This window comes from Candidatus Pelagisphaera phototrophica (assembly GCF_014529625.1).
GTDB lineage: Bacteria > Verrucomicrobiota > Verrucomicrobiia > Opitutales > Opitutaceae > Pelagisphaera > Pelagisphaera phototrophica.
The window spans coordinates 3,354,739-3,368,511 of record NZ_CP076039.1 but is presented as its reverse complement, the minus strand read 5'-3'; the positions used below and the strand labels follow the sequence as shown (position 1 = coordinate 3,368,511).

The following is a 13,773-nucleotide window of genomic DNA, read 5'->3' as shown; positions in this document are numbered from 1 at the left end:
CCGGCTCTCTTTTGAGGGCCGGCTTTTTTGTTGAAGAGCGAATCCAGCGATCCCTATGGTTTTGGGTTAAGTTGAGTCGTCCTTTTTCAAAGGTGAAGTGTCGATCGAGTGCCGGTTGATTAGGCCGAATAGCAGTACGAGCACGAATGCGACTACGAAGTAGCTTGGGAAGTAACTCAGGGCGGATTTGAAGAGTTCCGCTTCTACGTGCTCTGGAGGAACAGCCTGCATCGATTCCGTTCTGCGTAAATTATACACCAGGAGCGAATAAATGAGACCGATCCCACCATAAGCTAAGTTGTAGGAAAGACCTTTGAAACTCAGTGCCGTCGCTCTGGCGCTCGATGGCGTTTCCGCATTCATATAGGCGCTAATGAGAAAGCCGGTTAATCCAATAGGTCCGTAAATTAAAATCATTGGGGCGACTCCCCAATAGGGAACGAAATGCGTCATACCAAGAAGACCAAAAAACGTAACGATTCCTATAAGCGAGAAATTGAACGTTTTGCTCCTGTTTTCAGAGAGCCACCTACCCAGCCTGGGTGTGAACAGTCCCATTAATCCAAATCCGGCGCCGATAATCCCGAAACTCGCTTCCGGCAATTCGATTCGCCGGTAGTACTCGCTGTTTAGGGTGAGAATCATTCGAGCAATGTGATCGATTAAGAATCCGCCCAGAATGATCATCATGGCGACTGGGGTATTTAGAATCCATTTACCCGTATCTAGTGTCTTTGCGAACGCCTCCTTAATCGTAGCGAACCAGTCCTCCTGGCGGGCTTCACGGCGAGCGACCTTCTCAGAATTCGGCTCCTTTAGACCTAATGCTGTGATAAGGGCACCTATTCCGAGCAACAGGGTCAGTATGAGAGGAATCCGTATGGCGAATGCTTTAGAAACCTCTATATCAAAAGACAGAGCGGTAAAAATTTGGTTGAGGCGTTCGGCATCGTAAAGCAACGCTCCAACGGACATGGCCACAATGAAGGCGATCGATTGGAAACGCATTTGCGTCTCCAATACTTTCCCCCAACTCCTCTCAAGCCCCAGGTCTTTCAACGTGTCGTAGGCAAGGGCTTCGTCGGCTCCGCTAGCGGACGCTTCGGCGGCACCACTCAGTATGCGATTGATTAGAAAAAGGTAGAACACTATCGGCATTTGACCGATTGGCGCCAGACAGAGTAGGGCCATCTCAACAATCATTATGCCTGCTGAGGCGATAACGAGGTTGCGTCGCCCAACTGTGTCCGCCAAAGCTCCGGAGGGAACCTCAAGTAGGACGATGGTAGCGGCCCATGCCGCGTTAAGAATAGCGAATTGCTCTAGTGTGAGGCCGAAATCCAGGAAGAGAATGGTGAATATCGGATAGTAAAATCGAGCATTGAAGAAAATACGGAAGGCAATGAAACGACGAATATTGGGGAGTTTCAGTACGCTGGTATCTGGCTTTTTGCTCACAAATCGGGAGACAATCCGACTTGAGTAGGCCTAGCAAAAGGAAAACTCGCCTTCTGTGACATATTCGACTGAGCCCTGTTGGGAGGAGTTTTGGTGGCTATCAATCGATCGTGGTGGATCGCCCCATCTCCTCAGGATGAATTTAACCTACTGGAAGAAAAAATTTTTAGAAGATAAATGCCATTATCTCACGAGCAACTTTCCAAGCTGTATTGATGACGTAGGTCCAAATGAAAATTGAAAAGACCATCATTGAAACGATTGCAGTAGCGCTGAATCTCATGGATTAGTCATACCTCAACCGATTCCGTAAAGAAAGCGCTAATTAGCGTTTTATTTACGCACAAGGGAAAGGACTAGACTGCTGGCGGATTATGATGAGGAAATCAATTTAAGGAGATCCGATTTAGGGAGATTCAAGTGGTTCTCGCAAAACTGTACAAAGTCTTCGGTAGGAGGGGCGGAAAAAGATCTCGGTCCGGATTCCAAGTCGAACGTCATCTTGAAAGCGTGGAGGGCCTGGCGGTTCATGAGCAGTGTGCCAGCGAGTTTTTCGGTCCATCCTGATTCTATGAAATCGAGGAAAAAGGTTTCGTCGGGTCCATAGAGTTTATCTCCCACTATCGAATGACCAATATGTTGAGAGTGAACACGAATTTGGTGTTTTCGACCGGTAAGGGGCTCAACTTGGGCGAGGGTGTAGTCTGATGCGGAATGAATGGGTTTGAATCGAGTTTGGGCAGCCTGCTTTTTTCCGTTCGTTCGGACCGCTGACTTGCAATGGATGATACTGTCCGGATCCTTCCCAATTGCTGCGTCAACCTCTCTTGCTTCTGTGAGGGAACCTTCTAGAATTGCGAGATAGCTCTTTGCCACTGCCCGTCTTTCTAGTGCCATTTGAAAGTGCCGGGCAGCGAGTCGATGCTTTGCTAGCAGGATGATTCCGCTCGTTTCCCTATCTAGCCGAGCGATCAGATGGGTTCTATCGTAGCCTAGGCACTCTCTGCACGCTCCGACCAACGAAGACCAAGGTCCTCGCTTGGAGGGATGGCAGACGACCAATGCCGGTTTGTTGATCAATATGATGTCGTTGTCATCCTGAATGATCCAAGAGCGGAGTTCGGCTTCCGTGACTTCCCAGCCCCATTCAGTAATTGGCATATGGTATTTCGAGGCTGGAGTTTGTCTGAATTGAAAGGATTGGATATCTCAAGAAATGTCCTGTTTTCGTCGATAAAAAAGAATGGGTACCGGTCGGAGAAAGATTGCAAAATCCGCCTGTTCGTCCTATCTCTGATGATCGTCCAATGATTGAATTTGAAATCCCAGAAGTGAACCGTGAAGTAGACGAGGGAACGCTGAATCTAGAGGTCTTTCGGTACGTTATCGGGCCTGGGATCATTGAATAAAGCACCAACACAAAGGAGTAATATACATATGCAAGCCAACAACCACGATCTGATCATTACTGGCATTCACATGGACTTGACGGAATCTCTGAAGCAGGGCGTCAAAGATAAAGTGGAGCGACTTTTTAGGCATGAGGAGAGAATAATCAGAGTCAAAGTGGAGTTGGAGTGCGATCATACTAAAGGCGGGAAAGAGCATGAGTTTACCGCCAAGGGGCATATTGAGATTAATGGCCCGTCTATGAATGTTTCGGTGCACGACGCGGATTGCCACAAGGCGATCGATCTTCTGGTTGACAAGCTGGACCGCATGTTAAGGCGCCGCTCTCGATTAAGGCTTGTGAAACGCAAGGACACTCACGGGGTCGACATTCCAGCTAATCTTCCGAAAGTCTGATATTCAAAATTTCCATTTTCATCGGCGGCTCAGGGCAAGGCATCCTTTGGGACGCTTTTTTATACGTTATCCGGAGCGTTGTCTACGAGCTCGGACTAATGGGCACTGATTTTCAGGCATTTCCGTTTTTAGGAAAAAATGCCTTGAAATGCGCAACTATTGATTCTTTTCTCCTGGCCCTTCGACTGTCTATGGCAGTCTTGATGGTCTGCGCGGCTAGCTCAATTGGATAGAGCACCTGACTACGGATCAGGAGGTTGGGGGTTCGACTCCCTCGCCGCGTGCCACCGGAATCACTGATAAAGTGCAAACAATCAGTGTTTTAAGGGCAGTTTAGGGGCAGCGATGCCGAGGATAGCAAAACTAAAGCCTGTAAAAACAGAAGGTGGTAATTGGCGGTTTCGTATCCCAACTGCCCATTCAAACACAGGAAAGCGTAGGCGTATATTCTTTCCATCTGAAGCCAAAACGGAGGTGGAAGTCCGAAGGATAAAGTCCCATATAAACAAGCTTGGGTCAAAAAGGACTCGTTTCATGGCAAGCGAGAGTAGCGATGCGAGAACCGCCATCAATAGACTCAACAGTCACCATCTAAGCGGTGAACATGAGCTTACGCTAAATGCCGCTGCAAGCTTTTACTTAGACCACTTAGAAAAGGCAGAGGCTTCAAAAACCTTCTCAGAAGTTTTTCGCATATCTCTCAGGCAGAGAAAGAACTTATATGAGGAGAAGAACAGAAAAAAGTGGACGACCAGCCACGCTGGGGAGTGGAAGGCTATTATACTGGGGCCGCTCCCACATGCTAAGGCCTCGAAAGAAGACAGGGTAGCTGAACAAGGGTTTCTCCATATCTTCGGAGGAAAGCTCATAGATGAGATAACCTCTGAAGACGTAAGGGCATGGATGAAGAAATACCACAATACTTCAGACTCTGCTTGGAACGGAGCGTACAGGCAGGTTTCACCAGCTTTCAACAACGCTCAATCAAGGCGTTTAATTAGCACAAACCCTCTGAGCGACCCTGACCGCCCGATAGTTAAGAGATCCACTAAAGGCACGAGAGATATTCTTGCAATTAAGGAGTTCCTCTTTACCAATAAGGCGGTTCAGGAAAATCGTTTCAGTTCAATTAGGGCGGGTGTAGCCATCCGACTCTTTGCTGGCTTAAGCCCCACGGAAGTTAAGGGAAACAGGGACAAGAGGCCATTGGACTGGGATAGTGTAACACTTGAGCCGAAAGGCGTTTACCGAGATCCCCAGATAAAGGTTTCAGGGGAGCAAGCAAAGGAAAGCTCGCAAAGAGTGGTGAGCGTGGGACCCAACCTTGTGCAATGGTTAAAATCGGTTCCAGAAGATGAAAGGGGAGGTCCGATATGTTGGGGAAAAAAGAACTCATCACTACTCAAGAAGTTTAGTTCCGAGGCTAAGCTGAAAGGGTGGCACGATGTCCTTGGACACACGTACGCGACCTATCAATACCAGTATCATGCCAATCTGCATAGAACCATGAAAGAGATGGGGCATACCTCGGTGAAGACGTTTAAAGATCATTATGAGAACCCTGACTTTGAAGCCGATGCTCCTAAGAAGCTTTCGCAATCAGTCCCAGAAGGAGCCACAGTGCCAGAGGTAGTTCAGTTTTCAAATGCCTCATAGGTGTCAGAAAGCTAGCTATCCAAAACTTTCGCAGCTTTCATTAGAGACGATAAATAATCTCTGGACATAGGTCCTAAACGTTTCCATAAACGGTATAAAAACAATAAAAAACCCAATCAAAATTTTAAATAAATGAAAAAGTTTTTTGCGGCAAATTTGAGCCATATATTGCAGTCAATATTTGTTTTGATAAGCGTCTTACTATCTTTTTATATCGATTCTATAAGGGTCGAAAGATCCAATGCCTCTTACAAGAATGAGTTGGTTAAGGATATAATAAAAATTATAGATAATGAGAGATCGCAAATCAAAAATATTCATGCCTTACAGGTAAGGTGCAGAAACGCGGCGGATGATATAATTTTCGACATTACCCAAGAAGCAGAAAAACTAACTGATAAGGAAATAGCCGAAAAGGTCTTACTGCTCACAGAACGAGGATCTGTCTCGTTTTTTTCTCAGAGTAGCTTATACGATGAGTTGAAAAGCACTGGTTCGACAAGATTAATAAAATCTGACAATTTTAGATATGCTTTATCGAATACATATAGCAATTTAAATCAAAGAAATTTAGCGGTTAGCAGAATTATAGACGATTACTTCTTTAGGGCAATAGCCAGAATTAATAAAAGAATTATTATATTTTCCAAAGAGGAAAAAAGTGTCGAAGGGTATGTATACGCTGATCTTGCTCCGACTTATTATAAGATTGATAGAGAATATTATAATTCAGACGAGTTTTTAGGCGATATAAACCAGCTCAAGAGTCTAGTAGAGAGATATTTAGACATGCTTGATAAGCTTGACGAATCGTACAGGGTTTTAAAAATTTATTCTAACGAAGAGCTCAGCTGAGCTAAATCTGGAAGAATATACAGTGATCTGGTTAGTCTTGTAGATGTGAGCACGCCTTACGCTGAATCCAGAAGGAATCACAGTACCTAAGGTGGTTCAGTTTCAAAATGCCTCATGAGCCCGAACAGGAAAAGGGTGGTAAAGATTCCCTAGAGAAGATCTTGAGCGACAACATAGATGACCTTGCACTAGCGTATGCCGTTTTGGCAAAGAAGGCCAAATGTCTAAAATCCGTAACCGATGTTTTTCGTTATTTTGTGAAGCGTCCTTGTTGTTATTTCAGTAGTTTAACCTATTATGCAGGATAGACATTGAGGCAGCCAGAAAGCATTTTAGAAGCAGCTTCATTATGCCTATCCCTAGATTCCTCAGTGGTTCTATGGCATCGGTTATGTAAAAGACGAGCGGCAGGTTAAGAGCAGAGCTTGGGTGGGGGAAGGACCTGAAGCAGTTTAGAGGGGACAGCGTTATAACCTTTCAGCTAAATGCCATTTTCTCTCTGTTCAGGGCATAGAGGGAGGGAATTAATAAGACTGGGTCAGCCATCACCACAAGCAACAAAGAATACTTAGACCACAGCCAAGAGGTCAAAGATGCCATCAGTGATCTGCCAAATCTAGAACAAGATTCAGTGGGAAAAAGGCTTAGGTAATCCGTGAATAGATACTCATTGCTAAGAAAATTCCTGACCAGAAAAAGGCTTCTTTTGAGATGCAGGGTAGAGCATGCAGGGACATCGTTGGAGCCATTAAGAATGAGTGGGAAAAGGCTACTGGTAAAGAGGTAGCAAAGAGAGCCAAGACTCGTGATGGGATGGAGAAGAAGGCAGTTAAGAATCTCACAGAGCACTACAACGTAGAGATGAAAGATGGATTCCCTAAAGAATGGGAAGATCTGACTGACTATGAGGATTTTGGTTGGGGCAAGAAGTGGGAGAACCATGTATGGATTCAACAAGAATACCAGAAACTCCAGCGGCAGAGGCGAGAGTCTCTATATGAGGCAAAGCATTCCGCCAAGAGGAAGCTCTTGCATGGTCGTATCCGTAAAAGGCTTGCCGAAATGGTGAGTTAAGGAGGTTTTTTTGCCCTCAGTAACGTGTTTTGGCCTTCTTGTAGCTTTATGAAAAAAAGAGTTCAGACCTTGTGATTTTAGGCTCGCCGATGAAATAAGATAAAACCTCTGCAAAATCGCCTCTTTCCGTTCTCCATTCCATATAGCGGTCAAAGTGCTCTGCTGATTCCCACTGCGACCAGAGGGTAATAACTGATTCGGATTTGTTTACTGCGCCCAAGCAACTTTGGCATCCATCGTAAGTTTTTGTATCCTCTAAACGATTTTTAGCGAAAAGCTCAACACAGGCCTCCAGCTTGTTCACAGGTACGCTGCCTTCTAACACTATAATATGCGACATAGAACCAAACTATGCTGACGTAGGACGTCCCGCAATAAAAAACTTCCGCCCATCTTTTTAGCCTTCCAATTGTAAAAACTGATTGCCCGTAAGGAGGTCCACTATCGGTAAAGTGGGCAAGGTGCGACTCTGGAGAAAGCTAAGGGCAGGAGAATAGCCCGAGACTGAAGCGATTATCGCAAGCTGAGGGTCTGTGGATCACAGTAACTCTTCTTGGAGCTGGGGTGGTTACTCAAGTTTCTGCGAGGCGAGGGTTAGGATAAAAATAGCTTCCGAAGCCCTTTGAGGGACAATTTTTTTTGGGGCTAATTTATGCATATACATTGCGATGCGCGCCGCCCCCGCGACCCCTCGCGGTATTAGGACTGTCTGCCCTGTTACAAAGCAGGCGTCTCACAGCCACTTAACTCCATTGCTTAGAAGTTCTAATAGGGCAGTTATAGGGCAGCATAAATTTATCGATAAAGATAAAAATAGTAAAAATAACACGCTAGATGCTGATAAATAGATACTTATAGAATTATCTAATCACCAAAACGACCTGACTACGGATCAGGAGGTTGGGGTTCGATTCCCTCTCAGCGTGCTAATTGATTTGAAGAACCGAATTCCCCAATAAAATGAGGGGAAGGTGGAGCCTCGCCGTTGACTTGGGTAAGCGCTTTTGTTGTAGGATGTACCGACCTCGGTACTTAAGAGGCAATTACTTCTTATCGAGTCCGTGTAGCGTTTCTAGTAGAAGAAATTGGCGGTAGTTTAGATTCTTGAAGGATATACCGTCTATAATTATTGAATACCGCTGTTGCTTGTCTACCTTTTTTAAAGGCCGATAATCGAAATTGCTGGTGTACGGAATCTGAGATAGAACATAGAGCATCGACTTAAGCCTAGTTTCCAATTTATTGTTCGAGTTGATAATCACCCAAGGACTCTTGTCAGATGAAGCACGGCGAAACATCTGCTCTTTATATTTTGTGAATACATCCCAATACTCTCGAGCATATTTGTCGTTCTCCGAGTATTTCCAGTACTTCAATGGGTCGACTTGTCTCTCTTTGAAACGAAAAGACTGGGTGTGCTTGGATACTGACAAATAGACTTTCACCATGATTAAGCCATTGTCTATCTGAGATTCCTCCCACTTCAGAACTTTGTTCATGAAGTATTTGTACTGAGACTTTGTGCAATAGCCCATCGTCGGTTCGATAAGCGCGCGGTTGTACCAGGAACGGTCGAAGAAAGTGATTTCCCCTTCTGCGGGAAAGTGTTTTTCGTATCGTCGAAACCAATTTTTCGATTCTTTGCGCGTCGGTACACCGAGTTCAACTACGTTGAAATGCTTCGGCATCATGTACTCGGTGAATCGCTTTATGGATCCTCCCTTTCCAGCGGCATCTCGACCCTCAAAAACGAGAGCCACTCTCTTGTTATTTTTGATGACCCAATGTTGTAGCTTGAGAAGCTCTGCTTGCAGACGCTTCTTTTCTTTTTGGTAAGAAATGAAGTCTATGTCGTTGTAGAAAGAAAAAAAATTGCTCCCGACGAAGTCGTTAAATTTCATATAAGATTAATTACGATTGGGTGTGTTTTGGATATGGCCATGCTCCCTCGATTTCAAGTCTAACCACTTCGATTTGCGTTAAAATTGCGAAAAATGTTGGGATTCCCATCGGGCATAAAGGCCGCAAGGCAGTGCATTCAGGCTATCACCGATCGGTAGACCAATCTCGCCGTTTGTGACACTTCCTTTCAGATCCGAGAGAGCTTCTCTCAGCAGGTTTCCGACTATGGTCGGAGAAATTCCCGTAGTGTACGCATTTACGAGAAAAAATAGGGGTGAAGCGGACAGGATTTTGCGGCATCTTTGAAGAAGCTGCCAAAGGTCGCGATCGAATTGCCATATCTCTCCCTTGCTGCCTCTGCCGTATGATGGAGGGTCCATAATAATTCCGTCGTATTGGCTTCCTCTGCGGATCTCTCGCTCAACAAATTTAACACAGTCGTCGACAATGAATCGAATAGGGGCGTTTTGAAGCCCACTGAATGAAGCGTTTTCCCGACACCAGGCGACCATTCCTTTCGCCGCATCCACGTGACAAACCTGAGCGCCTGCTCTAGCAGCTGAAATCGTTGCCGCACCCGTGTAGCCAAATAAATTTAGAATTTTGGGACTGCCTTGTGAAAGTTTGATCTTCGAACGACACCAGTCCCAGTTGACTGCCTGCTCAGGGAAAAGGCCGGTGTGCTTAAAATCGGTCGGCCTGATCTTGAAAGTGCAGCTGTCATATTGAATATTCCACGATTGAGGGATCTTCCGACGATATTCCCAGTTTCCGCCGCCCTTTTTACTACGATGGTAAAAGGCATCGAACTCTCCCCAGTCTTTCGATTTTAAGGGCCATATGATCTGGGGATCGGGTCGGACTAAAATGATGTCACCCCAGCGCTCCTTTTTCATGCCCTCACCGCATTCGAGGATCTCGTAGTCTGTCCAAGTTTTAGCCAGTATCATTCCTTTACATCGAAGCGTGCTTAGGCGAGCCAATCAAGAGCATGAAATAGATGGACTTTAACATCCGCACTGGAAATAAGATGCTTTTTGGAATTCAGGTTTGAGTACGCCTATGCACGGAAGTGACCGGTAGCGCTCTGCGAAATCGAGTCCGTAGCCTACAACGAAGGCATCTGGAACATTGAACCCGACATGGTCCGCCTGTATTTTCACTTGGCGTCGTTCCTTTTTGTCGAGAAGTACGCAGGTTCTGAGAGAGGCGGGCTTCGATTGGCTCAAGTGCTTTATAAGCTCCGAGAGGGTGTTTCCAGTATCCAGAATATCGTCGACCAGAAGCACGTGTCGATTTTCAATGTCAGTTTTAAGCGGGCTTGATATGCGGGGAGGGTCATCGGGCTTTGTTGAACTGCCGTAGCTGTCTGATCTAAGACAATCTAGTCGAGTTGGAAGCTTGAGTTTGCGAATAAGATCCGATGTGAAAACGAGGGCACCGCTAAGCACGCAAATTATCGTGATATCCTTGTCGCCGTAGTGAGATAAAATTTCTTTTGCAAGTTCCGAAACACGATTCGAAATTTGCGTTTCGGATAGTAAAACGGACTCTAAATCAGCGAGTCCATAGCTAGGCTTTTTTTGCGAAATTTTCATATTAGGGCATTGACTCGATTTCACGCAGAAATTTTGTCTGATCGTCGGACTTGAAAAATGCGGAACCAGCGACAAACGTATCCACGCCATGATTACGGCACTTTCGGGCCGTATCAAGATTTATCCCTCCATCTACTTCGAGTCTGAAGTTCAAGGAGTGTTCGCTCCGGTAAGCATCGATTTGCTTGGTCTTTTCGAGAACACTGTCATCGAAAGATTGTCCCCCGAATCCGGGTTGAACAGTCATCGCGAGCACAATGTCGACAGAAGGAAGAAAGGGGAGAATGTGACTAGCGTCGGTTCTTGGGTTCAAAACGATGCCAGGCTTCGCTCCTAGACTTCGGACTCTTTCAATTGTTGCGCCAATATCGTAGCTGGGCTCTACGTGAATAGAGACTTGGTCAGCTCCGGCAGAAATGAACGCCTCAATATATTCTTGCGAATTCTCGAGCATAAGATGCAAATCGAAAAACAGTTTTGATTTCGGTCGAAGGTCCGCAACGGTTTGCGGCCCGAAAGACAGATTCGGAACGAAGTGCCCGTCCATAATGTCGATATGAAGCCACTTTATTCCGAGCCTTTCAATGGCAGCAATATCCTCCGCCAATCTGGTATGGTCGGCTGCCAGCATCGAAGGAACTAGTAATGGGGACTCCATATGGTCCCGATTAGAAATAAGGCGGATCTAATTGCGATACCAAAATGTAAGGCGAAGAAAGCCTACCAGGTGTCTACGATAGATTCGGTGACTCGCTGGGCGATCTTGCGAGCGATTTCAGGTCCTGCCTGGTGCTCCGCGTTTACCTGTCCGCTGTCTGCAAAAATGTCCTGCTTCACGTTGATTCTGCGATTCACAAAAACCGGTTCAAGCTGGCCACCAACTTTCTGGTAGAGGGTACAGAGCGTTTCGAACTCAAGCTCGTACTTTCTACCTCGGCCTACATCAATGGACGAAACTGCGGCTATCTCTCGGTTGACCGAGATTACTCTGGTCTCGAGAACAGTATCGGCGGATGTAAAGGTGGCGACGTCTAAAAATCCCGTATCCGCGATCGCTTTTCGGAGAGAGGCGGTCAAGCTCGCCTTCAGCATCGGATAGGTCGAGTCGTTCCGTACTGGCTTAACGTAGACGCTCCGGTAGGAATCTGATTCGCCGGGTTGCCCCATCTGGTAGGAAGCACAACTTGCAAGGCCGACGATTATGCCGATGCATAAAAGCGTGTGGAGAAAACGTCGCATAGAAAATAGTTACGAAGGTAAGACCTTGGTGGATCTAAAATAAGCCCAGTACTTTTCTTTTCGCCCGCTTTTCCGCCTTTTTCTCCATTTCTTCGACGGTTGGGGCCTCTCTTTCAGATTCAGGCTCGTTTTCGATACCGAGTTTCTCCTCTTTCACTTCAATCATCTTCAGCTTTTTTCGAGCAATTTCGGCGGTTCCAGACTTCGGAGCAATCGTAATGGCTTCGTTGTAAAGAACTCTGGCAGCATGGAAGTCAGATCGTTTGTGAAAGTAGAAGTCCCCAATTTTCACTTTGCTCAAGGCCATGATGTCCTGCGTCTCGAAAAGGCCTTTCTCTGCTTCGTCGACCCTATTGTTAGAGGGGAACTGAATGAGGAAGTCTTCGAAGAAGGTGATAGCGTCTTCTGTGCTGCTTTGGTCGTAATACGGTCCTTCTACCAAATTAGCATGTGTACTGGCCAATTGGATATAGGCGTCTGGAGTCAGAAAGCTCTTGGGATAGTGGGTGATGAGACGGTCCAGCGAGTAGATCGCCATGGTATCATTCTTCCGTTTCGACCAGATTTGAGCGATATTCATCAATGAAAGCGGAGCGTAGTCGCTGTAGGGGGCGATGGAAACGAGTCGTTCAAAATACCGTACAGCTCGATCATTGTTTAGAAATCCCGGAAAAACGCCAAAAATCTTTTGTCGATAGCTTTCCTGTCTGCGAACTGCGATTTTGTACATTTCGCCGATCGTGTCGTTGAAGCTCCCGTAGCTCGGATAAACATAGGCAATCAACTCGAATGCGTCGAAGGCATGATCGATTTTGTTTTGCTTCAGCCGAATTTGCGAAGTCCGGTAAAGGGATTCGGGCGAATATTGACTTTTAGGATGCTTTTTATTGACCCGTTTGTATTTTCTGAGGGCTTTTCTGTAGTTTTTGTTTTCCTCGGCTTTGCGACCGGCGTTCATCCAGTCCAGAACGCGCTGTATTTCCTGTGGCAGAAGGCCCGATAATTCGACTTCGTCCGATTGATAGCCGTTGGTTGGGTCCCACGTGAGGTTGGCCGCACCGGCTCCAAGAGCCGAAAACAGTAGGGCGAACGTAACGATGGAGTGTCGAATCATAGGGCAAGAATGGAATCGAGTCTATTAGTGGGGATCAAGCTAAAGTTTCTGAGCGTGTTCATGGGCAGCGAACCAAAGTGGCTCCCCAGGTCAAACCAGCTCCGAAGGCGACAAGGAGGACGAGATCGCCCGAGTTTATCCGTCCGTCCCGAAATGCCTCGTCTAGCGCAATCGGGATCGAAGCCGCAGAGGTGTTCCCGTACTTCTCGAGATTGAGGTAGAAGCGGTCCATAGGAATCTCCAGTCGGGAAGAAAGCAATTCGATGATTCTTAAATTGGCCTGATGTGGAATGACGCAGGCTAGTTGGTCCGAATTCAGGCCATTTTGTTCAAGAATTTCTTTAGCCGCCTGCTCCATTACCTTGACTGCCAGTTTAAACACCTCCTTGCCACGCATTTTCAGGAAGTGCAGTCGGTTGTCGATCGAGGTTCCTGTTGCGGGGTTGGCGGAACCTCCTCCGGGCATGAAAAGTACTTCACCGTTTGCTCCGTCGGCTCCGAGTTTGAAGTCGAGCAAACCGGTCTGGGGACTGTCAGAAGGGCCGAGGACGGCTGCTCCCGCTCCATCGCCAAAGAGAACGCAAGTGGTTCTGTCTTCCCAATCCAATATGCTGGACAGCTTTTCAGTTCCGACAATAAGGGCGTTTTGGTATCGACCCGTTTTGATCATGGAAGCGGCGACTTCCATGATGTAGAGGAAACCTGAGCACGCCGCTTCAATGTCCATACAAACCGCATTGCTAACACCCAGCTGGGTTTGAATTAGACAGGCCGTAGAGGGAAATGGCATATCGGGGGTAATCGTAGCGACGATCACTAAATCGACGGCACTTGTTTGGATTCCCGCATTAGCAAGCGCCCTGCGGGACGCTTCAGTTCCCATGTGGGAGGTATTTTCTCCTTCAGTCGCGAAACGACGCTCCTTTATCCCTGTGCGCGTAAAGATCCATTCCTCCGAAGTGTCTACGAATTCTGCCAAGTCGTCGTTTGTCTTTATGTTTGCAGGGGTATAGGAACCAGTTCCTTTTATTACAACTGACCTTGGCAGAGTGCTCATGCGTTGAGACTGAA

Annotated in this window: 14 protein-coding genes and 1 tRNA gene; 5 read left to right on the top strand and 10 right to left on the bottom strand. The window is 46.6% G+C overall.

What is annotated here, in order from left to right:
- Positions 1–66: 66 nt before the first annotated feature.
- Positions 67–1,458: an MFS transporter gene (locus GA004_RS14460; protein ID WP_283394585.1), complete on the bottom strand. Its 1,392-nt coding sequence runs from the start codon at positions 1,456–1,458 to the stop codon at positions 67–69.
- 372 nt (positions 1,459–1,830) lie between these two features.
- Positions 1,831–2,619, bottom strand: a complete 789-nt coding sequence (locus tag GA004_RS14455) for an RluA family pseudouridine synthase (protein WP_283394584.1) — start codon at positions 2,617–2,619, stop codon at positions 1,831–1,833.
- A 276-nt stretch (positions 2,620–2,895) separates the two neighbouring features.
- Between GA004_RS14455 and hpf the strand changes: the two genes are divergently transcribed.
- The 5 genes from hpf (at position 2,896) to GA004_RS14430 (ending at position 6,849) form a co-directional block, all read left to right on the top strand.
- Positions 2,896–3,264, top strand: coding sequence for a ribosome hibernation-promoting factor, HPF/YfiA family (gene hpf / locus GA004_RS14450; RefSeq protein ID WP_283394583.1), 369 nt, complete (start codon positions 2,896–2,898; stop codon positions 3,262–3,264).
- A gap of 210 nt (positions 3,265–3,474) precedes the next feature.
- Positions 3,475–3,551: transfer RNA gene (locus tag GA004_RS14445), tRNA-Arg, on the top strand.
- Between the two features lie 58 nt (positions 3,552–3,609).
- The gene (locus GA004_RS14440) at positions 3,610–4,920 is read left to right on the top strand and encodes a site-specific integrase (protein ID WP_283394582.1); all 1,311 of its coding nucleotides are present in this window, start codon (positions 3,610–3,612) and stop codon (positions 4,918–4,920) included.
- A 132-nt stretch (positions 4,921–5,052) separates the two neighbouring features.
- The gene (locus tag GA004_RS14435) at positions 5,053–5,775 is read left to right on the top strand and encodes a hypothetical protein (protein WP_283394581.1); all 723 of its coding nucleotides are present in this window, start codon (positions 5,053–5,055) and stop codon (positions 5,773–5,775) included.
- Between the two features lie 711 nt (positions 5,776–6,486).
- Entirely contained in the window at positions 6,487–6,849 is a 363-nt protein-coding gene (locus GA004_RS14430; protein ID WP_283394580.1) for a hypothetical protein, read from the top strand.
- A gap of 46 nt (positions 6,850–6,895) precedes the next feature.
- Here the strand turns inward: GA004_RS14430 and GA004_RS14425 are convergent, their stop codons facing one another.
- From GA004_RS14425 to GA004_RS14390, 8 genes are all read right to left on the bottom strand, one after another.
- Positions 6,896–7,189 carry a hypothetical protein gene (locus tag GA004_RS14425; protein ID WP_283394579.1) on the bottom strand — a complete coding sequence of 98 codons (294 nt, stop codon included), beginning with the start codon at positions 7,187–7,189 and terminating at the stop codon, positions 6,896–6,898.
- 703 nt (positions 7,190–7,892) lie between these two features.
- Positions 7,893–8,750, bottom strand: a complete 858-nt coding sequence (locus GA004_RS14420) for a polyphosphate kinase 2 family protein (RefSeq protein WP_283394578.1) — start codon at positions 8,748–8,750, stop codon at positions 7,893–7,895.
- A gap of 78 nt (positions 8,751–8,828) precedes the next feature.
- Complete coding sequence (locus tag GA004_RS14415) at positions 8,829–9,701, bottom strand: class I SAM-dependent methyltransferase (protein ID WP_283394577.1); 873 nt, start codon at positions 9,699–9,701, stop codon at positions 8,829–8,831.
- Between the two features lie 57 nt (positions 9,702–9,758).
- Positions 9,759–10,349 carry a hypoxanthine phosphoribosyltransferase gene (gene hpt, locus GA004_RS14410; RefSeq protein ID WP_283394576.1) on the bottom strand — a complete coding sequence of 197 codons (591 nt, stop codon included), beginning with the start codon at positions 10,347–10,349 and terminating at the stop codon, positions 9,759–9,761.
- A 1-nt stretch (position 10,350) separates the two neighbouring features.
- Positions 10,351–11,007 (bottom strand): ribulose-phosphate 3-epimerase, encoded by a 657-nt coding sequence (gene rpe, locus GA004_RS14405; RefSeq protein ID WP_283394575.1) that lies wholly within the window; start codon positions 11,005–11,007, stop codon positions 10,351–10,353.
- Between the two features lie 62 nt (positions 11,008–11,069).
- Positions 11,070–11,588, bottom strand: a complete 519-nt coding sequence (gene lptE / locus GA004_RS14400) for an LPS assembly lipoprotein LptE (protein ID WP_283394574.1) — start codon at positions 11,586–11,588, stop codon at positions 11,070–11,072.
- A 34-nt stretch (positions 11,589–11,622) separates the two neighbouring features.
- A complete protein-coding gene (locus tag GA004_RS14395) occupies positions 11,623–12,702 on the bottom strand; it encodes a tetratricopeptide repeat protein (RefSeq protein ID WP_283394573.1) in 1,080 nt (359 codons plus the stop codon).
- A gap of 58 nt (positions 12,703–12,760) precedes the next feature.
- The gene (locus GA004_RS14390; RefSeq protein WP_283394572.1) at positions 12,761–13,759 is read right to left on the bottom strand and encodes a beta-ketoacyl-ACP synthase III; all 999 of its coding nucleotides are present in this window, start codon (positions 13,757–13,759) and stop codon (positions 12,761–12,763) included.
- Positions 13,760–13,773: the final 14 nt, after the last annotated feature.

Excerpts from the sequence above, each read along its gene's own strand:
- GA004_RS14430 (WP_283394580.1), top strand. The coding sequence starts at position 6,487 with ATGCAGGGTAGAGCATGCAGGGACATCGTTGGAGCCATTAAGAATGAG.
- GA004_RS14455 (WP_283394584.1), bottom strand. The coding sequence starts at position 2,619 with ATGCCAATTACTGAATGGGGCTGGGAAGTCACGGAAGCCGAACTCCGC.
- lptE (WP_283394574.1), bottom strand. The coding sequence starts at position 11,588 with ATGCGACGTTTTCTCCACACGCTTTTATGCATCGGCATAATCGTCGGC.
- GA004_RS14420 (WP_283394578.1), bottom strand. The coding sequence starts at position 8,750 with ATGAAATTTAACGACTTCGTCGGGAGCAATTTTTTTTCTTTCTACAAC.
- hpf (WP_283394583.1), top strand. The coding sequence starts at position 2,896 with ATGCAAGCCAACAACCACGATCTGATCATTACTGGCATTCACATGGAC.
- GA004_RS14390 (WP_283394572.1), bottom strand. The coding sequence starts at position 13,759 with ATGAGCACTCTGCCAAGGTCAGTTGTAATAAAAGGAACTGGTTCCTAT.
- hpt (WP_283394576.1), bottom strand. The coding sequence starts at position 10,349 with ATGAAAATTTCGCAAAAAAAGCCTAGCTATGGACTCGCTGATTTAGAG.
- GA004_RS14415 (WP_283394577.1), bottom strand. The coding sequence starts at position 9,701 with ATGATACTGGCTAAAACTTGGACAGACTACGAGATCCTCGAATGCGGT.
- GA004_RS14425 (WP_283394579.1), bottom strand. The coding sequence starts at position 7,189 with ATGTCGCATATTATAGTGTTAGAAGGCAGCGTACCTGTGAACAAGCTG.
- GA004_RS14440 (WP_283394582.1), top strand. The coding sequence starts at position 3,610 with ATGCCGAGGATAGCAAAACTAAAGCCTGTAAAAACAGAAGGTGGTAAT.
- GA004_RS14395 (WP_283394573.1), bottom strand. The coding sequence starts at position 12,702 with ATGATTCGACACTCCATCGTTACGTTCGCCCTACTGTTTTCGGCTCTT.
- rpe (WP_283394575.1), bottom strand. The coding sequence starts at position 11,007 with ATGGAGTCCCCATTACTAGTTCCTTCGATGCTGGCAGCCGACCATACC.
- GA004_RS14435 (WP_283394581.1), top strand. The coding sequence starts at position 5,053 with ATGAAAAAGTTTTTTGCGGCAAATTTGAGCCATATATTGCAGTCAATA.